We start from the raw sequence: 22,615 nt of genomic DNA, 5'->3' as shown, positions 1-22,615 counted from the left end.
CGTCTTCGTTTGGCAAGAAGCGTATATAGCGCCATGTCACGGTTGCTGCGATCATAGACAAAACGATAGATCGTCTCGGAGCAAACACGTCCAGTCTGGGCTTCGAGCCTTGGATGAAGTTTCAGCCTTCCAGCGATTTACTCTGGTGACCAATGTTGCTGAAGCTTGTCGATGATATAAGCCCGGAGGGTACGATTACGTTCAAGCTTGCGCTGTTTAAACCGCCGTTTGCGGGCAAGTTCGCTGGCTGTCCACGGAAACCAGCCTGAAAATTCCGGGTACTTATCTCGGAAAAAATTGCGGCGCAGTTCACGATAAATCGTCGACTGATGGCGTCCAACGATCTTTGCGATCTGCGACAACGGAACCTTGCGCTCCAGAAGCTTCATAATCTGGCGACGCTCAGCCATGTCGATGTGGCGGTAATGATGGCCCAATGTTATATCTCGCTTTTGAAGAGGCGACTGATTTGGTTGATCATTCGCACTTCAAAATAGAGTCCACCGCGCTACACCAAAATATCGCATAATAAATCTTATGGGAAATTTAGACGTGCTGAGGCGCGAAACCGTTGAAACGTCCGGGCGTCGGGCCATTTCCGTTTGGTTTTTGTGTCGCCTTTGCCTATATCGCTTGCATGGGAGTTGGCCATGATCCTTGTCATCGATAATTACGACAGCTTCACCTATAATCTGGTGCACTATCTGGCGGAACTGGGTGCGGAAACGCAGGTCTACCGCAACGACGCGCTGAGCGTTCAGGACGCGCTGGCGCTGAAGCCCAAGGCGGTTCTGCTGTCGCCCGGACCGTGTGCGCCGGATCAGGCCGGCATCTGCCTGCCATTGCTGCGCGCCGCGCCCGAAGACCTGCCGATCTTTGGCGTCTGCCTGGGGCATCAGTCGATCGGTCAGGCCTATGGCGGCGACGTCATCCGCGCCAAGACGCTGATGCACGGCAAGACCAGCCAGATCCATCACAAGGATATCGGCCTGTTCAAGGACCTGCCCAATCCGTTCACGGCGACGCGCTATCACTCGCTGGCCATCAAGCGTGAAACCCTGCCGGACGACCTGATCGTTACCGCCTGGACCGACGACGGCGAAATCATGGGCGTTCAGCACCGCACGCGACCGATCCACGGCGTGCAGTTCCATCCGGAATCCATCGCCACCGAAGGCGGCCATCAGATTCTGGCCAACTTCCTGCGACTGGCCGGTATCGAGAGCCACAACCTCTATGTCTGACGCCTTCAAACCCTTGCTGGCCAAGCTGGCAGACGGTCAGACCCTGTCCGACGCCGACGCCGAAATCTTCTTTTCCGCCTGCTTGCGCGGCGAACCGACCCCGGCTCAGGTGGCCGCCGCCGTGACCGCCATCCGCCTGCGCGGCGAAACCGTCGGCGAAATCGCCGCCTGCGCCCGCGCTATGCGGGCCGCCGCCAAAACACTCGATCACCCTTATGATACGGTCGATGTTTGCGGCACCGGTGGCGACGGCCTGCACACGCTCAACATATCCACAGCCGTAGGCTTCGTGGCGGCCGGTGGTGGCCTGAAGGTCGCCAAGCACGGCAACCGCGCCATTACCTCGAAATCCGGCACGGCGGATGTTCTGGCCGCGCTGGGCGTCAATATCGACGCCACGCCGGAGCAGCAGCGCAAGGCGCTGGACGAAGCCGGTATCTGCTTCCTCTTCGCCGTAGCGCATCACGGGGCGATGAAACACGTCTCCCCGATCCGGCAGCAGCTCGGTTTCCGCACCATTTTCAACCTGCTGGGCCCCCTCACCAATCCCGCCGGTGCGCGCCGTCAGGTGGTGGGCGTGCCCTCCCCGCGCTTTATCGAGCCGATTGCCAAGGCCTTGGGTCAGCTTGAGGCCGTTCATGCCTGGGTCGTGCACGGTTCCGGTCTGGACGAACTGACCACCACGGGCGAAACCGAGGTGGCGGAATGGAAGGACGGCAAGCTGCGCCTGTTCACCATTACCCCCGAAGCCGTGGGCCTGCCGCGCGCGGCGCTGGCTGACATTACAGGGGGTGCCCCGGAACACAATGCCACGGCCCTGCGTCGCCTGCTGGAGGGCGAAAAAGGCCCCTATCGCGATATCGTCATGCTCAATGCCGCAGCCGCCTTCCTCGTCGGCGGGGCGGTGGAGACCCTGGGCGAAGGGCTGGATCACGCCGCCGCCAGCCTCGATGACGGCAAGGCCCTGGTCGCGCTCGACCAACTTGTCACCCTTACGAACAGCTAAGTCATGTCCGATATTCTGGAAAAGATCGCCACCTACAAGCGCACGGAAGTCGCCGAACGCAAGCCTGCGGCGTCCCTGTCAGCGCTGGAGGCACGCATCAAGGACGTCAGTGCGCCACGTGGCTTTCAACGCGCGCTGGTGGCCCACAAACAGCCGCGCAGCCTGTCGCTGATCGCCGAAGTCAAAAAGGCCAGCCCCTCCAAGGGCCTGATTCGTGAAGATTTCGAACCGGCCAGTCTGGCGGCGGCTTATCAGGCCGGCGGAGCGTCTTGTCTGTCGATTTTGACCGATGCGCCGAGCTTTATGGGGCACGAATCGCACTTTGTGGCGGCCCGCAACGCCGTCACACTGCCCTGCATCCGCAAGGAATTTCTGGTCGATGTGTGGCAGGTTGCCGAGTCGCGCAGCATCGGCGCCGACGCCATTCTGGTGATTATGGCCATGATCGACGATGCCCTCGCCGCCGATCTGATCGCGGCGGCCCATGCCTATGGTATGGACGCCCTGGTCGAAGTACATGACGCACCGGAAATGGAGCGCGCGCTTAAGCTCGCCTCTCCGCTGATCGGTATAAACAACCGGAACTTAAGAACTTTCGACGTCGATCTGAAAACGACCGAAGAGCTGTCGGCCATGGTCGGACCGCAGCACGTTCTGGTCGCCGAAAGCGGCATCTTCACGCCGCAGGACGTGGCGCGGCTCGAAAAAACCGGGGCCACGGCCATGCTGGTCGGCGAAAGCCTGATGCGGCAGGGTGATGTCACTCAGGCGGCGAAGAATCTGCTCACGCCCGCTTGACAAGAATCAAGAACGCATACAGAACACTTTGCACAAGTTCATGACTTGTTCACCATTCATGCGCTAAATATTGCCATGTCCGGGGACAAACTTTTGCAGCGGGTGGACCTATGCTGACGACCAAACAACGCGAACTTCTGATGTTCATTCATGAACGCATCAAGGAAACGGGGGTGTCTCCGTCCTTTGATGAGATGAAGGAGGCGCTGGATCTGGCGTCGAAGTCGGGGATCCACCGGCTAATAACCGCTCTTGAAGAACGCGGATTTATCCGTCGCCTCGCACACCGGGCTCGGGCTCTGGAAGTCATAAAGCTGCCGGATCAGGCCACGACCGCCGCGCCGCCGCGCGGACGTCAGGCCTTTGTGCCGCAGGTGGTCGAAGGCACCCGCCCTGCTACCCCGGCCCCGGCGTCCAAACCCGCCAATGACGAAGGGCGCGAGCTGCCGCTGCTGGGCAAAATTGCCGCTGGTGTACCCATTGAAGCGCTGGGTGCCGAGCGCGACCGTATCCGCGTGCCGGAAATCTTCGTCGGTTCGGGTGAACACTATCTTCTCGAAATCGAAGGCGATTCGATGATCAATGCCGGTATTCTCGACGGTGACTATGTGATCATCAAGAAGTCGGACTCGGCGCAGTCGGGCGAAATCGTCGTGGCACTGGTTGATGGCGATACGGCCACCCTGAAGCGTCTGCGCAAGAAGGGTGCGTCGATTGCCCTTGAGGCGGCCAATCCGGCCTACAAGACCCGCATCTACAATGCCGACGAAGTGGCCGTTCAGGGCAAGCTGGTGGGCCTGATGCGCCGCTATCACTAACCCTTGGTCCACGGCCGCCGACCTCTCAGAGGCTGGGCGGCCTTGATGTGCCAGTCTTTGCTCTTTGTGCGCGTCAGTTCCATCGCGCCCAGCCGTTCAAAGTCTGAAGCCGTGATGCGATTGACACGGGCGCAGACCCCCGGCCATTCGATCACCTGAGAGCGCAGAACGATTAGATCGGCGGATTGGCACAGGGCCTCTATCTGTTCCGGTTTGGGCGCTTTGCGGCCGAAAGCGAAGCCCAACCGGTAGGGCGCAGTGGCCGCAGGCAGGCAAACATAGCTCTTGCACACATAATCCTGCGCGCTCCTCAGAGGGGCATCACTCAGCGCATAGTGTTTGAGCCACAGTTGATAACCATACTGGCGCACAGTGGGACGCAAGCTATAGGCCGTGCCATCGACGCGGATTGCCGCATTGCTGCCTTCGGCATCGAGCCAGAAATCGGGCGCTGCCTCGCGCGGCAAGTAGATGACCGCCAGAGCCGCCAGCAGGCCAACCCAGCGCATCTGACCGCGGATCAGGCACATCCACAGAACACCCGCCGTGGACAGGGCCAGCGCCAGATTGGGCGGGGCCGCCACCGTCAACACCGCGCCGGGCAAATCTGCCACAAAACCCGCAATGGCCGCGATCACAGACAGCCCCTGCTGGGCCACCCACAGCACGGGCGTGCCCAAAGGCGTGGCACTCAGTACCGTGCCAACAGCCAGAGCCGGCATGACGACAAACCCCGTGATCGGGGCTTCGAGCAGGTTACTGATCAGGCCATACATCTGGGCGCGGCTGAAATAGAAGACGCCGAACGGTGTGGTGGCCAGCCCGGCCACCGTCGAAGCCAGCACCGAGACCTTCAGTCCATGCCACATGCCCTGCCAACCCCGCACCCACCATGGCACGTCCAGTTCGCGGATGGGATTGCGCGACACTTCCGCCAGAGCCAGAAGCGCCGCTGTGGCGCAAAACGACATCTGAAACCCCGGTTCCAGCACCGCCTCCGGCATCAGGAGGAGCACGATGAGAGCCGCTATGGCGAGTGCGCGTAAACTGTCGAAGAGGATGGCCCCAAAGGCTACCCACGCGACCACGGCGGCGCGGATCGCCGGGGCCGGGGCACCCGAAAGTGCCAGATAGAGCGCTACGGCGACCATCCCCACGCCGGCCGCCAGCTTTTTGATGGGGTAGCGCAGCGCAATTACCGGGATCAGGGCCAGAGCGCCACGGCAGGCAAAAAAGGCAAAACCCCCGACTATAGCCATATGCAGGCCGGAGATGGATAGGATGTGCGCCAGTCCCGAATCGCGCATGTCTTCGACCAGGTCAGGGGCCAGAAAGGCCTGATGCCCCGTGACCATGGCAGCGGCAAATCCGCCCATGCGGCTGTCCTCGACTTGCGTGACCAGGCGTCGGGTCACGTCCCAGCGCAGGTGATTGAGCGCCACGATCCGTTGCAGCCGCGCCGGCAGGGGTGGCGCCTCCAGGGTCCGGATGCGGCCCGGCGCGAATCCGACGGCACCGACCCCATCGGACCAGGCCGTGCGCGCATAATCATACCCCCCCGGAGACTCGGTCCCGCCGGAGGATGAAGAATGGCGAACACAGAAATTGCCTGACCGGGTGCCAGATCGGGAGGCAGGGCGCGCAGGCTCAGCCGAACGCGTATGGGGGTCTGTTCCGGTGCGACACCCGACAGTCTGAGCGGAGCCAGCAGAAGTCGGGGCTCGGAAGTGTCTGTCCCGACGATATCGACAATTACCGCCTCAAGCGTGACCTCCATCTGTGACGCGGCCAGAACCGGGGCGGCCACCCGGTGCGTGCGCAGCTTGCACAGACCGACCCCCAGCGCGACCATCAGAAGCAGCAGGCAGAATGTGCGTATCGCCCGCCTCCCCTCCTGTTCAAAGCGAATTTGGGTCGCGTGTTTGACTCCGAAAAGCGTTGCATACTTTTCGGAATACGCTCCAAGCGCCAGAGCATAAAGGCCGCCCGCGATCATTATCGCGCCGACGACCCATAACCACGGCGGCTCAAAACGCAGACTGAGATAAGCGGCGCAGCCCACCCCCGGGGCGACCGGCAACTACAGGACCAGACGCCCCGTCTGCTGCGCGGCACCGTCGCGGATATAGCGGCCGATGTCAGTAAACCTGACCCGCGAAAGAGCGGCGCGAAGTCGCTGCAAACCCTGCCCTCCCCATGATGGGCTACACCCCTAGCTTACAAAACACGGCCTCGCACGGGGTGCAAGAGACGTCTAAAATGCGTTGTCGCTTATAAAATTGATTTTTACCCACGGTAAAAATGGACGATATCTGTCGCTTTGACCTTTAAAGTTAATACCCCTTTCTCTTCACAAAAATTTGTTAAGTCAGACAAATTGACGCCGCCCTGCGCTCCGCCATACAAACAGAAATATCTTTTAAAAATAGATGTTTATGCTCACAAGGATGGCGTCGCCACCGCCTGCCAAGGGCAATAAGAGAAGCCACGCCCCCTTGATTTCAGGGGTCCGGCACGACCTTCCAACGCGAGGGCAGCGCGAGGATCGAAACAGACCCTTTTCATTTAGGTTTTCACTTTATATAGCAGGTGCAACGAAAATGCCGTTTGCATTGCACACAAAGATAAGAGGTAAGCACGTCATGACCCAGACACCTCCTGCCAAGGTCACCGTCGGCGACAAGGTCATAGATTTGCCGATCCTGAAGGGCACACTGGGCCCGGATGTGATCGACATCCGTAAACTCTATGCGCAGTCCGATGCCTTCACCTACGATCCGGGTTTTACCTCCACGGCGTCGTGCGAATCGAAGATCACCTTCATCGACGGTGATCAGGGCGTGCTGCTGCACCGCGGTTACCCGATTGATCAACTGGCCTCGCAGTCGAGCTTCCTCGAAACCTGCTACCTGCTGCTCCACGGCGAACTGCCGACGGCGGCGGAGTACGAAACCTTCGAGAACACCATCACGCGCCACACCATGCTGCACGCGCAGTTCGACCGTTTCTTCGACGGTTTCCGCCGCGACGCGCACCCGATGGCGGTCATGACCGGTGCGGTCGGTGCCCTGTCGGCCTTCTATCACGACAGCCTCGACATCCATGACGCTCAGCAGCGCGAAATCTCGGCGCACCGCCTGATTGCCAAGATGCCGACCATCGCCGCGCGCGCCTTTAAATACAGCGTCGGTCAGCCCTTCGTTCACCCGAAGAACAATCTGTCTTACGCCGAAAACTTCCTGCGCATGTGCTTCGCCGTTCCGGCCGAAGACTATGTGGTCGATCCGGCGCTCGTCCGCGCTATGGACCGCATCTTCATCCTGCACGCCGACCACGAACAGAACGCCTCGACCTCGACCGTTCGTCTGGCCGGGTCGTCGGGTGCCAATCCGTTCGCCTGTATTGCCGCCGGCATCGCCTGCCTGTGGGGTCCGTCGCACGGCGGGGCCAACGAAGAAGCGCTGAACATGCTGCGTGAAATCGGCACGCCGGAAAAGATCCCGGAATTCATCGCTGGCGTGAAGGACCGCCGCTACAAGCTGATGGGCTTCGGTCACCGCGTGTATAAGAACTACGATCCGCGCGCCAAGGTCATGCAGACCTCGGCCTACGAAGTTCTGGCCGCGACGGGCCGCGAAAACGATCCGCTGTTCCAGGTCGCCAAGGAGCTGGAAGCCGTCGCCCTGAAGGACGAATTCTTCATCGAGCGCAAGCTGTTCCCGAACGTCGATTTCTATTCCGGCATCACCCTGTCGGCCATGGGCTTCCCCACCACCATGTTCACCGTGCTGTTCGCTCTGGCGCGCACCGTGGGCTGGATCGCCCAGTGGAAGGAAATGATCGAGGATCCGGGTCAGAAGATCGGCCGTCCGCGTCAGCTCTATACCGGCGCGACGCAACGCGACTTCGTGCCGCTGTCGCAACGCGGCTAAAGCGGCTCAAGCGAAAACGGAAAAGCCCGCCGGAAACGGCGGGCTTTTTTTGCCATCATACCTGAGTGGCGGCTTCCAAACCCAACCGGGAGGCCTCCTGCCGCAGGGCCTTCTGGGCGGCCCCGAAGCTCGCCGCGCCGCCGCCGTCGCAATTATAGAGGATGGCCAGCGTCACCTGCTCGTCGATAAAGCTACGCAGATGGCCGGTGAAGCCATTAATCCGCCCGCCATGCGTGCAATAGCGGCGGCTGTCTTCGGTGATGCCCAGCCCCACGCCGAACCCATAGTTCAGGGGCTCATTGCCCTGCCGCTCCCACGCGGGCTTACCGGTCTTCAGCAGAGCCGGCGTCATCATGGCCTCGACGCTGTAAGGCTTGACAATCTGATGGTTCAGCAGGGCGGCGTGCCAGCGACACAGGTCCTCGGTCGTCGAACGGATGGCCCCTGCCCCGCGCAGGAAGGTGGGCGAAACCGGCAGGTTGGGCAGGAAGCCCCCTCGGGTCGGCGTGTAGCCGCGCGTCACCGCATTGGTGACCTCGCAACTCTGGTCGATGGTCGTATTGGCCATGCCGGCGCGCTCGAACAGGTGTTTGCGGCAAAAATCGGCAAAGGTCTGACCGGACAGGCGCTCAACGATCGACGACAGCAAGGTAAAACCGGAATTGGAATAGGCCCAGCCCATGCCGGGCGCAAAGCGATAGAGCGGCTTGCCCGCACGGATCAGCTTGAGAATATCCTCGCTGCTGTAATCGCGGGTGCGTGCCTCATCCAGAATACTGTGGTCCTGACGGTTGATATAGTCGCCGATACCGGAGGTGTGGCTCATCAACTGACGCAGGCTGACCTCAGTGGCGCGTGGGAAATCCGGCAGGAATTTCGACAGCGGGTCGTGAACGCTCAGCAGCCCCTGTTCGGCCAGCACCAGAATGGCCACGGCGGTGAACTGTTTGGTGATCGAGGCGATGCGCAGGCTCGTTTGCGGCGTGAGAGAGACGGCGCTGTCGATATCCGACTGACCAAAGCCTTTGGAATAGAGCATGACGCCCTTGTGCATGACGCTCAGGCTCAGGCCCGGCGTCTGACGGGTGTCGATCATGGCCTGCGCCAGGGCGTCCAGCGTAGGCCAGTCCTTGAGGGCAGGCGTGTTGGGCCCCTCACCGGTTTGCGGGCCCTGCGCCATGATCTGGGGGCGCAGGGCGCTGCCGCCCAGAGCCGCCAGACTCAAGGCTACCGCCGCACGGCGCGTCATACCCCCCAAAGGATACGAAAAACGGGTCATGGTAAATGATGTGCGATTTATATCTTAAGTCTGTGTTAACGCGCCGCCGAAGGGCGGTTCTCTCTGAGATCGCGTCAAAACCAGACCCTAAATTAGGCGAGAATCGCGTCAGGACAAGGGCGAAATCCGCCGTGTGCTTTAATGCCTGACCTGCATCAGGTGTTGCAGCACGGCTTCGGCTGCCCGGATGGCCGGGGCCGGTTGACCCCGCCCCATTAGGTCAAGCGCCGCGTACTGGGCCTCGGTCTGAGCGGCGCGGAAGGCCGGATCGTCCAGCCTCTGACTGAGCGCGGCGACCAGATTGGGCGTCGTGCAATCGTGCTGGATGAATTCCGGGGCCACCCCCTTGCCTGCCATGATGTTGAACAGGGTGACGTGGGTGAGTGGCGACATGTGTTTGAACAGGAAATAGGTCAGGGACTCGACCTTATAGGCGACGATCATCGGACACCCGGCCAGAGCCAGTTCGGTCGTCACCGTACCGGAACAGGCGAGCGCCACCGTCGCCGCGCGCATGGCTGACAGCTTATCTGTCTCGCTGTCCAGCAGATGCAAAGGGGCCTGCACACCGGCCAGACCGTCACGCACCTGATCGCGCACCGTATCGGCCACCGGCACCACGAAGACCAGTTCGGGACGCTGACGCGACAGGGTTTCGATGGTCTCACGGAAGACCGGCATCAGGCGCTTGATTTCCGACGGACGGCTGCCCGGCAAAACCAGCAGCAGAGGCGCCTCGCCGATGCCCAGCCCAGCCCGCAGACCCTCGGGATCGGCGGTGTTGAAATCGACATTCAGGGCCGGATTGCCCACGACAACGGTCTTTAGCCCCTCTTTTTCGAAATAGGGGGCGTCCATCGGGTGCAGGGCCAGCAAGAGATCGACGCTTTGCGCCAGCGTTCTGGCGCGTCCCGGCCGCGTGGCCCAGACCTGCGGCCCGACATATTTGATCAGGGGCACATCGGGCAGAGCCGCGCGAATGCCGTGCGCCACGCGCAGCGTGAAACCCCAGGAATCGATCAGAACCACCGCATCGGGCTTTTCGCGCAACGCCTGCGCTACCGTATCGGCAACACGCGCCTTTACGCGCTTATAGGCTTTCAGCCCTTCGATCAGGCCCAGAATCGACAGTTCGGAAATATCGAAGGGGCTTTCTATGCCCAGCTCGGCCATGCGCTTGCCGCCGACGCCACAGAAGGTGAGCGGCACCGGTGACTGGCGTTGCAGTTCGCGCATCAGCCCCGCCCCCAGCATGTCGCCGGAGGCTTCGGCTGCGACCAGCATCAGCTTAATCGGCTTGCGGATTGGGGGCGTGTCCATAGATGAAAAGTCCCAGTTCGGCGGCACGGGCATAGACGCGCGCCTTGTCCACGACGAGCAGTGCCCCCGCCTGCCCGACAATTCCAGAGAGACCCGCCGCCGCAGCCGCCTCGACCGTCTGCACGCCGATGGTCGGCATGTCGAGCCGCAAATCCTGTATCGGTTTCGGCACCTTGGCCAGCACACCCTTGCGCCGCGCCGCCGTGCCGATCAGCACCGGCGACAGGGTGGCCACACGCTTCAAAAGCGCGTCCGTGCCTTCCTGCGCCTCGACGGCCAACGTAATCCGCCCGGCGACAACCGCCGCCTGACCGATATCCAGCGCCCCGAGGGCGTGCGCGACACGGAAGGCATCCTCCATATCTTCGCGCGCTTCGGGCGGCGGGGCTTCTCCGGCCTGAAGCCCCTCTTCGAGGCACAGTTCCGGATTGGCCTCGTGCGCGCCCACTATGGCATAGCCCTGACTCTCAAACACCTTGGCAACTTGACGCAGGAGCGAGTCGTCGCCGCCGCGCCCGGCGGCCTGAATAGCGGGCAGGTGCGCCGCCCCGCCCTCGTCGCGCTCCATGGCATCGAAATCCGGGCGCTTGACATAGCCGACCATGCACACCGCACGACAGGCTTCCTGCGCCAGGGTGACAAAGATTTTCTGGAAATGACCGACATCAATATCGTGGCCGGGATGCGCCGACAGCTCCGCGTCGGCCAGTCCTTCGAGGCGGATCACGCAATAGGGTCGCCCGCTACGCTGTAGGTAACGGGCGATTTCAACCGGCACCAGCCCGCCACCGGCAATGAGGCCGAGCTTGTCCATCACTCCACCGGCAGGCAGATGGGACGGTTGGAGTCTTCGCGGATAAACTGCACAATCTCAACGACCTGCGGAATATCGCTGAAGTTTTCCAGCACGTCGTCCAGACGCTCCTGAAAGGTACCTTCCGGTGCGAACATCATGCGATAGGCGGTGCGCAGCGACAGGATGAGGTCACGCGAAAAGCCGCGACGCTTCAGACCCACCAGATTAAGGCCTTCCAGACGCGCATGATTGCCCCAGACGGACCCGTAGGGGATGACGTCCTTGGTGACCATCGCCGCGCCGCCGACAAAGCTGTAGCGGCCAATGCGCGCAAACTGATGCACGCCACACAGGCCGCCCAGAAATACGAAATCGCCGACCTGCACATGGCCGCCGAGCGAGGCGTTATTGGCCAGCACGACATTGTTGCCGACGACGCAGTCGTGCGCCACATGGCTGCCGACCATAAACAGGCAGTCATTGCCGACCGTGGTCACGCCGCCGCCCTTCACCGTGCCGGTGTGCATGGTGACGTGTTCACGAATCTGATTGCGCTCACCGACAACGAGGCGGGTGTCTTCGCCCTTGTGCGCCAGATGCTGGGGCGAACCGCCCAGAACGGCAAAGGGGTGCACATGGCTGTCGGCACCAATTTCGGTATGGCCCTGAATGACGACGCTCGATTGCAGGCTGACACGGTCACCCAGCACAGCATGTGGACCAACGATGCACCACGGGCCGACGCTCACCCCTTCGCCCAGCCGGGCCCCGTCGTGGATAATGGCGGTGGGGTGGATGCTCATTGCGGGTTCTCGACCACCATGGCGGCAAATTCACATTCGCAAACGATTTTCTTGTTCACAAAGGCTTCGCCACGGAATTTGAACACATCCCCCCGGTGACGGGTCACTTCGACATGCATCCGCAACTGATCGCCCGGACGCACGGGACTGCGGAACTTCACGCCATCGACGCCCATGAAAAAGATGGTCTTGCCTTCGACTGAGACGTCCAGCGACTTGGACATCAGCACGGCCCCGGTCTGCCCCAGCGCCTCAATGATCAGCACGCCCGGCATGACGGGGTTTTCCGGGAAATGGCCGTTGAAGAAGGGCTCATTGAACGTCACGTTCTTGATGCCCACCATGCTCTTGTTCTTGATCCAGTTTTCACCGCGATCAATCAGCAGGAAGGGATAGCGGTGCGGAATCCGCTTCATCACTTCCTGATAGCTAATGTCGATACCGGTTTCGGGTGCCCCGCCTTCCGGCGTCTCGCTGGCCTGATCCGTGGTCATTTCTGTTCTTAGCCCTTATCCTTGGTAGCCGCCTTGCTCAGCCAGGCCGCCTCGCGCAGAAACTGCCGCGACGGCTTGGCCGGGAAGCCCGACCACATCTGTCCCGCCGGGACATCCTTAAACACAACGGCACCCGCCGCGACCTTCGCGCCGGCCCCGATTTCAATATGGTCGATCACGCCCGCCCGTCCCCCGAACATAGCGCCATCCCCCACCTGGACGGAACCCGACAGCCCGGAATGGGCGGCGACGATAACGTTACGTCCAAGTTTAACGTTATGGGCGATCTGAACCATATTGTCGATCTTTGAGGCTTCGCCGATAACCGTATCGTCGTAGGCCCCGCGATCCACGCAGGTTCCCGCACCGATCGACACGTGATCCTGAAGGATGACGCGCCCCAGTTGCGGCACGTCGATCAGCCCCTCGTGATCACCCGACACGCCAAACCCAGCCTCGCCGATTCGCACGCCGGACGCCAGATGCACGCCATCGCCAATCAGGGCGCAATAGATCGTCGCCTGCGCGCCGATGCGGCAGTTGCGGCCGATCTGACAGCCGGGACCAATCACCGTATAGGCTTCGATGGAGGTACCACGGCCGATCTCGGCCCCCTGCCCCACAATGACCCCAACCCCCAGTGTGACGCCCTCTTCGATGTGGGCCGAGGGATGAATGGCCTGCGCTCCCTCATGGCGGCGCGCGCTGTAGAGCTTCGCGGCCAGACGCGACCACGAGGCCTGCGGCGACCGGCTAATCAGGGGCAGCGTCCCTTCGGGGACATGGGCGATGTCGGCTTCGGGCACAAAGGCAAAGCCGGCGCGCGTCCGGCGCAGATTTTCAAGGTAACGGCGGTCACTGAAATAGGCCGCCTCGGTAGCACCGGCCACAGACAGGGGCGCACAGCCGCTGATGCTCTGCCCCGCGCCGTGTGCACCGGGCGCGAGCGTGGCAAAGGTCAGGCCGAGAACATCATCGAGGGCGATTTCGGAAGCAACCTCAAAGAACCTTTGATCGGGCATCCCGCACATTACTCCTGACCGAAGCGGAAGGACGTCCGCTCTACGCTTTTTGTCTGGTCGCACCTTTGAGAAAACGCTCAAGGCAGAAAAACCATCCCCGCCGCATCCTGCCAAAGGGCGGAAAAGGTGCATATAGCTCAAATAAACAGAGCCTTGTCCAGCGATGCTTGCGCATATTTCGCCGGACAAGGCTCACTGTGTGTTTACAAAGTTTTCAGCCGGCGCGAAGGCCGGTTGAACCCTTTAACCGCCTTGCTGGGCGTCCTGCTCGGCCTTGGCCTTCAGCAGCTTCTGACGGTCGGCTTCCGGCAGAACGACGCGCTTAATATCGACCGCCACCTTGGAGGTGTCGAGCTTCTGGATCACGTCACCGGTGATGTCCATGGCCGGGTTGGCAAACAGCACGGCCTTACGGTCCACAAGCATACCGCAGTTCTTGGCTTCATAGGTCGCCGACAGGGCGGGCGCAACCAGTTGCGCCACCTTCACATTGGCGTCCTGCTCGGTACGGCCCAGTTCCTGATTGACGATAAAGGCCTTGTCCTGGAAAGCCTTGACCTTACCCATGAAGGCCTGAGCCAGCGGGTCGAACTTGTCCTTGGTCAGGGTCTTTTGCTGAGCGGCGAGGCCGGCACGCTCTTTTTCCAGCGCCTGAGCGTCGGGCTCCAGTTCGGCCTCGGCCTGCTGGTTGATCTGTTGCAGGCGCTGAGCCGCGGCCTTGGAAACCGCCGCATTGGCCATGACGGCTTCGTTGGAATAGACGCAGACGCCGGCGATGACCGGGCCCGGCTTGGTCTGGGGCTGAGTGGCCGCAGGGGCCGCCGCCGGCGCAGCGGCCGGAGTCTGGGCGATGGCAACCGAGGTCAGGGCAGTGGCCGACAGGGCGCAGACGGTGAGGAGAAGTTGCTTTTTCATAGCGTGAGAACTCGTTGATGGCTTTGGTAAGCGTGGGTTAGAACTGAGTGGATTGCGAGAAGCGGAAGGTTTCGGTCTTGTCGTAATCTTCGCGCGACAGGATCTGGCTGATATCGAACTGGATCGGACCCATGGGGGACTTCCAGCGGATGGTCACGCCTGCCGACGCACGCAGGGACATTTCGTCCTTGATATAGCTGAGGCGCGAACCGGCGGCACAGCTACCGACCGCCGCCTGAGCCGCGCTACAATATTTCAGGCGGTCGTCGATGCCCCCCAGGGTACCGAAATCGACAAACAGAGCGGTTTTAAGGCCGTACTGTTCGGGCAGGCCGTTGGGGATGCCCATTTCGACGGTGCCGATGGCGTAGGTTTCACCGCCCAGCGCGTAGGTCGTATTGCTGTCGCGCGGGCCGATACCGGCATTTTCGAAGCCGCGGAATGTGGTGCCCCCCTTAAAGAAACGGTCATTGATGCGAACGGCGTCGCCGCCCACCGGCGTGATATTGCCGGCGATGCCTTGCAGGTGCAGGACCATATCCTTGCGGAAGCCGTGATACCAATGGCCTTCAAGCTCGGAGCGAACATAGCGCGTGTCACCGCCCAATCCGGCGAAATCCTGACGCAGGATGGCCTGCCAACCGCGCGTCGCCAGCACGTAGTCATTGCGGCGATCGAAGGACAGGGTGTAGCCGACGCTGGAGGTCACGCCGTTGCCGCAGCTATATTGCAGGGCGTCACATTCCGACGAGCCCGAATAGCGCAGTTCGTCGCTGCGCAGGTTATAGCGCAGGCGCAGGATGGAGTAGCCGTTCAGGCTGTAGCCCAGACGCAGGCCCGCCCCGGTCGTCTTCGACGAATAGCTGACGCCCGAATAGTTGTACGAGCTGGAGAACAGATCGACGCCCGCCGACACGTCGCGGCCCATGAAGCGCGGCTCGGTGAAGCTGAGGTCGATATTCTTCTGGATCGAGCCCAGCGACACGCGCGCGCGCACGTTCTGACCGCGACCCCGAAAGTTGCGTTCGGTAATGCCGACGTCGAGGATGAACTTTTCATAGGACGAGAAGCCCGCCCCGAAGCTCAGTTCGCCGGTCGGCTGCTCGGTGACCTGCACCTGAATATTGGTGCGGTCAGGGGCCGAACCCGGCGTTTCCTTGATATCGACGTCCTTGAAGAAGCCCAGCGCATTGACGAACATCTTGGAACGTTCGATCAGGGCCTTGTTGTAGGCATCGCCTTCAGACACCAGCATTTCACGGCGCACGACGCGGTCGAGCGTGCGGGCGTTGCCGACAATGTCGATCTTGTCGATATAGACGCGGGCACCTTCGCGCACGTTGAAGGTTACATCGACCGTCTTCGTTTCGGGATTGCCTTCGTCGCGCGGACGCACGTCCACGAAGGCAAAGCCCGCCTGCCCGGCCGCATAGGTCAGGGCATCGACCGACTTTTCGATCAGGTCGCTCTCATAGAGCTGGCCCGGCTGGATCGGCAACATACGTTGCAGGTTCTCGCCGTTCAGCTTCTCGTTTTCGGTCTTCACCACGACGCGGCCGAAATTATACTTCTGACCTTCGTCCAGCGTGTAGGTGATGACGAAGTCCTTGCGGTCCGGCGTCAGTTCGGCCACGGCCGAGACGACGCGGAAGTCGTAATAGCCGCGGTTGGTATAAAACTTCTTCAACTGCTCGCGGTCGTAATCCATACGATCCGGATCGTAGTTGTCGTTCGAGGAGAAGAACTTCCACCACAGCGACTTTTTGGTGACGACCACCCCGGCCAGTTCATTGTCCGAAAAGGCCTTGTTGCCAACGAAGTTGACGTTCTCCACGCCGGTCTTCACACCTTCGTCGATTTCGAAGATCAGATCGACGCGCTTTTGCGGCAGTTCGACGATTTTCGGCGTCACCGTGGCCGAGATGCGGCCTGAGCGGCGATAAAGCTCGATAATGCGCTGGACGTCGGCCTGCACCTTGGCCTTGGTGAACACGCCGCGCGGGCGGATCGTCACTTCGTCGCGCAGCTTGTCCTTCGACAGGGCGCTGTTACCCTCGAACACCACCTGGTTGATGATCGGCGCTTCGACCACGCTGATAACCATTTCGTTGCCGTTCATGACGATCTGCACGTCGGAGAACAGTTCGGTGCGGTAAAGCGTCTTCACCGACTGGTCGATCAGGAGATCGTTGACCGTCTGACCCACCTGCACCGGCAGATAGGAGATGACCGTGGCGGCGTCGATCCGTTCGTTGCCTTCCACCTTGATTCGCCCGATGACGGCGACCTGTGGGGCTGGGGCGGCCTGAGGGGCCGGGGCCTGAGCCGCGTCGGCGGCCGGCGCCTGTTGCGCCAAAGCGGGACCGGTGGCCGCCAGAAGCGCCAGCAGGCTGACGCTGGCGGTCCAAGGACGTATCTTGGAGGTAGTGGAGGCAGGACTATTCATGGAAAGGTATCGTTCCGCTTGTATGTTTGGCCGTCACGAACGGAGGGAGTAGACAGGGATAAGGCCCTGATCTGTGCCGGTCATGAAAACAGCCCCCCGAAAAACTTGATGATGCCGGTACGGTTAAGGTCATTCCATGTAGCGAACAACATCAAACCGAACAAGGCCACAAGTCCAAATCTGTATCCCAGCCCCTGCACGGTGGCGCTGAGTGGCCGCCGCGCAATGGCTTCGTAAGTGTAAAAGACCAGATGCCCGCCATCGAGCACCGGTACCGGCAACAGGTTGACGAAGCCGATACCGACCGAGACGAAGGCCGCCATCTGTAACATGGTCAGCATCCAGCTAAAGGCAATCTGACCCGGCGTCGCCTTGATGCTGGCGACTTCGGCGGTCAGATCACCCGTCGCCTTGGTCATGCCGATAATGCCCGACAGCTGATCTCCGTTTTCTTTTCCGGTGAAAATACGGCCAATATAGGTCAGGGTCGTGTCAAGCACGCCGAGCGTCTTCTGCGTCCCCAGCCACAGGGCTTCGTGCGGCCACGGCACACGCGGCTTACCGTCGCCAATGGCCACAGCCAGCACGCCGGCATAGGTCGGCACATGTTTGGAGGCTTCGGGAATAAGTCGACGCTCCGGCGTAACGGTCAGGCGCACGATCTGCCCGTCGCGACGCACCTCGACCGCTACGGACTCGTTGCCGCGCATCCGCACCAGCATGATCACGTCTTCGGAGGTCTTGACCTCGCGGCCGTCGATGCGGACGAACTGATCGCCGACCTTCAGGCCTGAGCGGGCCCCCGGCCCATTGGGCTCCGGGAATCCCATGACCGTGCCGGGCGCCATGCCCTTGCCCACAATCATGAAGACGGCGGCGAAGATCAGAATAGACAGCACAAAATTAGCGACCGGACCGGCCAGCACGATCAGAAAGCGTTGCCACACCGGCTTGAAATGGAAATAGGCCATTTCCGCGCCCGGACCTTCGCGCTCACGGATGGCGCGGCGGGCCTTTTCCAATTCTTCGGCGTCGGGTGACATGGAAGACACATGTTCATCGCCCGAAAACTTGACATAGCCCCCCAGAGGCAGGGCGCTCAGGCACCAAAGCACACCATTTTTGTCGCGTCTGGACCAGATGACCGGGCCGAATCCGACGGAAAAGCGCTCGATCTTCGTTTTAAACAGGCGGGCGACGCTGAAGTGACCCAGTTCATGAAAGGTCACGATCAGGGATATCACCAGCAGGAATGTGGGTATGGCCAGAATTTGAAAGATCATTAGTGTCCGTACTTTATCCCGTCACGCCCGCAAAAAGGCCTGCCCTATGTTCCCGCTGCCCGGCGCGTATCGTCTCCGGAAGCGATCAGTTGTGATCGCGTTTCGGCATCCACCCGCTCGATTTGTGCCACATCATGGCGCAAATCATTTCCGAAAGCCATAGAGAGCGATTGCGCCCGCATCATGGCGGCTTCGACCGTTGCCGGAATGTCGAGGAAACCGATGCGGCCCTCAAGAAAGGCCTGCACCATCACCTCGTTGGCGGCATTATAGACGACAGGCATCAGCCCCCCCGCCTCCAGCGCCTCACGCGCCAGCCGGAGCATGGGGAAGACCTCGGTATCCGGGCGCTCGAAGGTCAAGGTCGAGAGTGCGCACAGATCGAGCGACGGCGCGGCCCAGCTATGGCGCTGCGGCCAGCCGAGGCAGTAGGAGATCGGCACCCTCATATCGGGCGGTCCCATCTGTGCCAGGGTCGAGCCATCGCTGTATTCGACCAGGCTGTGCACGACGGATTGCGGATGGATCAGCACGTCGATCTGAGCCGACGGCATGTCGAACAGATAGGCCGCCTCGATCAGCTCCAACCCCTTATTGGCCAGAGAGGCGCTGTCGATAGTGATCTTGGCCCCCATCGACCAGTTGGGATGCTTCAGCGCCTGCTCGAGCGTGACATGGGCCAGGTCTTTGCGCTGGCGACCGCGGAATGGCCCGCCCGAAGCCGTCAGGATCAGGCGGCGGATGCGCGCCCGCTCAGCCTCCTCAAAGACCTGAAAAATGGCGTTGTGTTCCGAATCGACCGGCAGGATGCGCCCACCGGCCGCCTCGGCACGCAGGATCAGGGCGCGGCCACAGCAGACAAGGCTCTCCTTGTTGGCCAGCGCCACCGTGGCCCCCGTTCCGGCCGCCGCCCACACCGGACGCAGACCGGCGATGCCGACAATGGCCGCCATGACCCAATCGACGGGACGCGCCGCTGCGGCTTCCACGGCGTCGGGACCGCAGGCGATCTCGATACCGGAGCCCTTCATGCGTTCGCTGAAATCGGCCCATAGCGAGGCATCGGATAGGACGGCCAGACGTGGCCTGAATTTCAGCGCCTGTTCGGCCAGCAAGGCCGCATTACGACCGGCACACAGGGCCTCAAGCTCGTAATCGACGCCGGGCGTCAGGGTTTCTTCGATCAGGTTCAGCGTCGAAACGCCGATGGAACCGGTCGAACCGAGGATGGAGATACGTCTCATAACTTGGTCCCCAGCATGACCAGCCAGCGGATACCGCCGATGGCGACGATGGCGAACATCAGCCCGTCCACCCGGTCGAGCAGACCGCCGTGACCGGGGATCAGCGTGCCGGAATCCTTGACGCCATACCGGCGTTTGAGCATGGACTCCCACAGGTCACCGCCCATGGTGGCGAAGGCGACCAGAAGGCCGACGATCAGGGCGGCAGTGCTCGACTGAAACAGCCTGGTGATGTCGGCCAGAGTTCCGGCCGTCAACATGCCGGCGATCATGCCCCCGGCAAAGCCCGACCAGGTCTTGTTGGGCGAATATTTGCGCCACAGCTTGGGTCCGCCGACCAGCTTGCCGACCAGATAGGCCGCACTGTCCGCCGCCCAGGCGATCAGGAAGGCAAAGAAGACCCAATAGACGCCGTTGTGCGTTTCGCGCAGCCAGATCAGCACCAGGGCCGGCCAGCCTATGTAGAACGCCCCATAGGCGGCATCGAGGTGCGGTCCCTTCAGGTAGCGGAAATAGAAACCCGCGCACGCCGCCCCCAGCACCAGAACCGCCAGACCGGCCAGCATGTTGAACAGATAGACGGTAAACACCCCGCCGAGTATCGCCAGACTGATGCTGACGGCCATGCGGCTCGACAGTTTCGGCGCCGCCATCGTGCCCCATTCGATGGCCAACAGCGCCACCCCGACGCTCAGCAGCAGCAGAAATGCCCAGTTGCCATAGGCAATGATCAGCAGGACGACCGGGATCAGCACCGCGGCAGAGGCGATGCGAAACAGTAACTCGCGTGACGACTTTTTCGGTTTCGCGTCAGGCGGAAGCGACATCACTGGCCTCAACAGCGCCGAAGCGGCGTTCGCGGCGGCGGAATTCATCCAGAGCCGCCTTCAGCGACACGCCGTCATAGTCCGGCCACAACACGTCCTGAAAGACAAACTCGGCATAGGCGGCCTCCCACAGCAGGAAGTTCGACAGCCGGTGTTCACCCGAGGTCCGGATCAGCAAATCCAGCGGCGGCAGGCCTGACGTGGACAGGAGTCCGCCAAAACGCTCCGGCGTCAGGTCATCAAGCGCCGCCTCGCCGGACTTCACTTGCAAAGCAAAAGTTTTGGCCGCTTCAAGAATATCGGCCTGCGCCCCATAGTTCAGCGCCACCTGAAGAAAGAAGTGGCTGTTGTCGCGGGTGCGCTGATGCGCCTCGTCCACGCACTCGCGGATATCCGCCGGCAATCCGGCCACATCCCCGATAATGCGGACGCAGACGCCTTCACGCGCCAGACGATCAAGATCGGAACGGATAAACGCCTTGAGCAGCCCCATCAGGTCGGACACCTCGGTGGCCGGGCGGCGCCAGTTCTCGGTGGAGAAGGCGAACACGGTCATATGCGTGACCCCCAGCCCTGGCGCAGCGCTGATCGTCTTGCGCAGCGCATCTACCCCGGCCTTATGGCCAAAGGTGCGTATCTGGCGGCGCGCCTTGGCCCAGCGCCCGTTACCGTCCATGATGATGGCCACGTGCAGCGGCACCGGTGCTGTGCCTGTACCGATATGATCCGGCCCTGAGGGCATAAAGGGACGCTTTCCTGAAAAAAACAGAGGCCTGTCTGAAGAGGCGATACGCAGGTTAAAGCCCGGCTCTGTGAGTCGGGCACGACGCAGGTTTAGACCTGCATGATCTCGGCTTCCTTCACCTTCAGCATCTCGTCGATGCGCTTGATCGCTTCATCGGTGAATTTCTGCACTTCGGTGGTCATCTTCTTCTGTTCGTCTTCGGAAATGGCCGAGTCCTTTTCGGCCTTCTTCAGCTCGTCATTGGCGTCGCGGCGCACATTTCGCACGGCCACGCGCTTTTCCTCGGCGTACTTGCCCGCAATCTTGGCCAGCTCCTTGCGGCGCTCCTCGGTCAGCGGCGGAATCGGCACGCGCAGGGTCTGACCGTCGGTGACCGGGTTGAGACCGAGACCCGCATTGCGGATGGCCTTTTCAACCGATACGACCAGCCCCTTATCCCACACATTGACGCTGATCATGCGCGGTTCCGGCACCGAGATGGCGGCGCAGGAGAGGATCGACATGGCGGACCCATAGGCATCGACCGTGATGCCTTCCAGCAGACCGGCCGAGGCACGGCCCGTGCGCAGACCGCCGAAATCGTCCTTCAGCGACGTAACGGACTTGTCCATGCGGTCCTTGTACTTATTGAGGTCAGGCTTGCTCATTTGGGTATCTCTGTATTGAAGCGCTCCCCTGTCAGTGGGCGACAGAGGGAAGACGCGCGTTAGACGAATAGGACCAGAGGTCATTGAAAACGACTTCTGGTCTTCCTTTCAAGACCGTCTCATGTCGCGGATAAATATGAGACCGTCTCGTATTTTCAACGGTCAGGGCGCTCAGGCCTCGCTTGATATGACCGTATGGACGCCCTGCCCCGTGATCACCTTGCGCAGACCGCCCGGCTCACGGATCGAAAAGACAACGATCGGAATACCATTTTCGCGCATCAGTGACACCGCCGAAGCGTCCATCACCCGCAGATCCTTCGACAAGACCTCCATATAGTTCAGCGAGTCATAGCGCGTCGCCGAAGCGTCCTTTTTGGGATCTGCCGTATAGACGCCATCGACCGAGGTGCCCTTGAACAGCGCGTCGCAGCGCATTTCCGCCGCACGCAGGGCCGCCGCTGTATCGGTGGTGAAATAGGGTGCCCCCAGGCCGGCGGCGAAAATCACCACGCGACCTTTTTCCAGATGGCGTTGCGCCCGGCGGTGCACAAAGGGCTCACAGACGGCATTCATCTGGATCGCCGACTGCACGCGCGTGCTGACCCCCAGCTTTTCCAGCGCGTTCTGCATGGCCAGCGCGTTCATCACAGTGGCCAGCATCCCCATATAGTCGGCGGAGGAGCGTTCCATCCCCACCGCCGCCTTCGACAGGCCGCGGAAGATATTGCCGCCCCCGATGACGAGGCACAGTTCAACACCCATACCGGCGACTTCGGCCACCTCTTCGGCCACCGCCTTGACGGTGTTCATGTCGATGCCGAACCCCTGCTCCCCCATCAGGACCTCACCGGAGATCTTCAGGAGGATGCGTTTATAAGTCGGGACGTCGGGCGAAGACATGGGAAAATCCTTCAAATGAATCAGCTTTGGGGCAATGGCGTATCTCAGACCTGCTCTAGCCGAGATTTCCGACTTTGAACAGTCAAAGGGCGC

General features: G+C 61.4%; 22 protein-coding genes. 5 read left to right on the top strand and 17 right to left on the bottom strand.

What is annotated here, in order from left to right; all coding sequences use genetic code 11:
- Positions 1-137 precede the first annotated feature (137 nt).
- Positions 138-437 carry a helix-turn-helix domain-containing protein gene (locus PQU94_RS17285; protein ID WP_272742668.1) on the bottom strand — a complete coding sequence of 100 codons (300 nt, stop codon included), beginning with the start codon at positions 435-437 and terminating at the stop codon, positions 138-140.
- Between the two features lie 213 nt (positions 438-650).
- Here PQU94_RS17285 and PQU94_RS17280 point away from each other — a divergent pair, with 213 nt between their 5' ends.
- The 4 genes from PQU94_RS17280 (at position 651) to lexA (ending at position 3,866) form a co-directional block, all read left to right on the top strand.
- The gene (locus tag PQU94_RS17280; RefSeq protein WP_013480326.1) at positions 651-1,244 is read left to right on the top strand and encodes an anthranilate synthase component II; all 594 of its coding nucleotides are present in this window, start codon (positions 651-653) and stop codon (positions 1,242-1,244) included.
- The gene (gene trpD / locus PQU94_RS17275; RefSeq protein WP_272742667.1) at positions 1,237-2,250 is read left to right on the top strand and encodes an anthranilate phosphoribosyltransferase; all 1,014 of its coding nucleotides are present in this window, start codon (positions 1,237-1,239) and stop codon (positions 2,248-2,250) included. The genes PQU94_RS17280 and trpD overlap by 8 nt, the downstream gene beginning before the upstream one ends.
- A gap of 3 nt (positions 2,251-2,253) precedes the next feature.
- Positions 2,254-3,048 (top strand): indole-3-glycerol phosphate synthase TrpC, encoded by a 795-nt coding sequence (trpC, locus tag PQU94_RS17270; protein WP_272742666.1) that lies wholly within the window; start codon positions 2,254-2,256, stop codon positions 3,046-3,048.
- Positions 3,049-3,158: 110 nt separating this feature from the next.
- Positions 3,159-3,866 (top strand): transcriptional repressor LexA, encoded by a 708-nt coding sequence (lexA, locus tag PQU94_RS17265; RefSeq protein WP_272742665.1) that lies wholly within the window; start codon positions 3,159-3,161, stop codon positions 3,864-3,866.
- Here the strand turns inward: lexA and PQU94_RS17260 are convergent.
- Both PQU94_RS17260 and PQU94_RS17255 read right to left on the bottom strand, forming a co-directional pair.
- Complete coding sequence (locus tag PQU94_RS17260) at positions 3,863-5,281, bottom strand: ComEC/Rec2 family competence protein (protein ID WP_272742664.1); 1,419 nt, start codon at positions 5,279-5,281, stop codon at positions 3,863-3,865. The genes lexA and PQU94_RS17260 overlap by 4 nt on opposite strands.
- Positions 5,278-5,946 carry a DUF4131 domain-containing protein gene (locus PQU94_RS17255; RefSeq protein ID WP_272742663.1) on the bottom strand — a complete coding sequence of 223 codons (669 nt, stop codon included), beginning with the start codon at positions 5,944-5,946 and terminating at the stop codon, positions 5,278-5,280. The genes PQU94_RS17260 and PQU94_RS17255 overlap by 4 nt, the downstream gene beginning before the upstream one ends.
- Before the next feature lie 562 nt (positions 5,947-6,508).
- Between PQU94_RS17255 and gltA the strand changes: the two genes are divergently transcribed.
- Complete coding sequence (gene gltA / locus PQU94_RS17250) at positions 6,509-7,798, top strand: citrate synthase (protein WP_272742662.1); 1,290 nt, start codon at positions 6,509-6,511, stop codon at positions 7,796-7,798.
- 55 nt (positions 7,799-7,853) lie between these two features.
- Here the strand turns inward: gltA and PQU94_RS17245 are convergent, their stop codons facing one another.
- The 14 genes from PQU94_RS17245 to pyrH all read right to left on the bottom strand — a co-directional run bounded on the left by PQU94_RS17245 (position 7,854) and on the right by pyrH (position 22,522).
- Positions 7,854-9,077 (bottom strand): serine hydrolase domain-containing protein, encoded by a 1,224-nt coding sequence (locus PQU94_RS17245; protein ID WP_272742661.1) that lies wholly within the window; start codon positions 9,075-9,077, stop codon positions 7,854-7,856.
- A gap of 138 nt (positions 9,078-9,215) precedes the next feature.
- Entirely contained in the window at positions 9,216-10,397 is a 1,182-nt protein-coding gene (lpxB, locus tag PQU94_RS17240) for a lipid-A-disaccharide synthase (RefSeq protein ID WP_272742660.1), read from the bottom strand.
- Complete coding sequence (locus PQU94_RS17235) at positions 10,366-11,211, bottom strand: LpxI family protein (RefSeq protein WP_272742659.1); 846 nt, start codon at positions 11,209-11,211, stop codon at positions 10,366-10,368. The genes lpxB and PQU94_RS17235 overlap by 32 nt, the downstream gene beginning before the upstream one ends.
- Positions 11,211-11,996 (bottom strand): acyl-ACP--UDP-N-acetylglucosamine O-acyltransferase, encoded by a 786-nt coding sequence (gene lpxA, locus PQU94_RS17230; protein ID WP_272742658.1) that lies wholly within the window; start codon positions 11,994-11,996, stop codon positions 11,211-11,213. Before lpxA ends, PQU94_RS17235 begins: the two co-directional genes overlap by 1 nt.
- Positions 11,993-12,490, bottom strand: coding sequence for a 3-hydroxyacyl-ACP dehydratase FabZ (gene fabZ, locus PQU94_RS17225; RefSeq protein WP_272742657.1), 498 nt, complete (start codon positions 12,488-12,490; stop codon positions 11,993-11,995). Before fabZ ends, lpxA begins: the two co-directional genes overlap by 4 nt.
- A gap of 8 nt (positions 12,491-12,498) precedes the next feature.
- The gene (lpxD, locus tag PQU94_RS17220; protein WP_272742656.1) at positions 12,499-13,512 is read right to left on the bottom strand and encodes a UDP-3-O-(3-hydroxymyristoyl)glucosamine N-acyltransferase; all 1,014 of its coding nucleotides are present in this window, start codon (positions 13,510-13,512) and stop codon (positions 12,499-12,501) included.
- Between the two features lie 243 nt (positions 13,513-13,755).
- The gene (locus tag PQU94_RS17215; protein WP_272742655.1) at positions 13,756-14,427 is read right to left on the bottom strand and encodes an OmpH family outer membrane protein; all 672 of its coding nucleotides are present in this window, start codon (positions 14,425-14,427) and stop codon (positions 13,756-13,758) included.
- A gap of 37 nt (positions 14,428-14,464) precedes the next feature.
- Positions 14,465-16,873, bottom strand: coding sequence for an outer membrane protein assembly factor BamA (bamA, locus tag PQU94_RS17210; protein ID WP_272742654.1), 2,409 nt, complete (start codon positions 16,871-16,873; stop codon positions 14,465-14,467).
- 80 nt (positions 16,874-16,953) lie between these two features.
- Complete coding sequence (locus PQU94_RS17205; RefSeq protein ID WP_272742653.1) at positions 16,954-18,156, bottom strand: M50 family metallopeptidase; 1,203 nt, start codon at positions 18,154-18,156, stop codon at positions 16,954-16,956.
- Positions 18,157-18,200: 44 nt separating this feature from the next.
- Positions 18,201-19,400, bottom strand: a complete 1,200-nt coding sequence (gene dxr / locus PQU94_RS17200; protein ID WP_272742652.1) for a 1-deoxy-D-xylulose-5-phosphate reductoisomerase — start codon at positions 19,398-19,400, stop codon at positions 18,201-18,203.
- A complete protein-coding gene (locus PQU94_RS17195; protein ID WP_272742651.1) occupies positions 19,397-20,227 on the bottom strand; it encodes a phosphatidate cytidylyltransferase in 831 nt (276 codons plus the stop codon). Before PQU94_RS17195 ends, dxr begins: the two co-directional genes overlap by 4 nt.
- On the bottom strand, positions 20,211-20,969 hold the full coding sequence (gene uppS, locus PQU94_RS17190) for a polyprenyl diphosphate synthase (protein WP_272742650.1): 759 nt from the start codon (positions 20,967-20,969) through the stop codon (positions 20,211-20,213). Before uppS ends, PQU94_RS17195 begins: the two co-directional genes overlap by 17 nt.
- A gap of 92 nt (positions 20,970-21,061) precedes the next feature.
- Positions 21,062-21,619: a ribosome recycling factor gene (frr, locus tag PQU94_RS17185; protein ID WP_272742649.1), complete on the bottom strand. Its 558-nt coding sequence runs from the start codon at positions 21,617-21,619 to the stop codon at positions 21,062-21,064.
- Positions 21,620-21,790: 171 nt separating this feature from the next.
- Complete coding sequence (gene pyrH / locus PQU94_RS17180) at positions 21,791-22,522, bottom strand: UMP kinase (protein ID WP_272742648.1); 732 nt, start codon at positions 22,520-22,522, stop codon at positions 21,791-21,793.
- Between the last annotated feature and the right edge of the window lie 93 nt (positions 22,523-22,615).

The sequence above is a fragment of the Asticcacaulis currens genome, assembly GCF_028550395.1.
In the GTDB taxonomy this organism is placed as follows: domain Bacteria; phylum Pseudomonadota; class Alphaproteobacteria; order Caulobacterales; family Caulobacteraceae; genus Asticcacaulis; species Asticcacaulis currens.
This window is presented reverse-complemented; position numbering and strand designations above follow the sequence as displayed.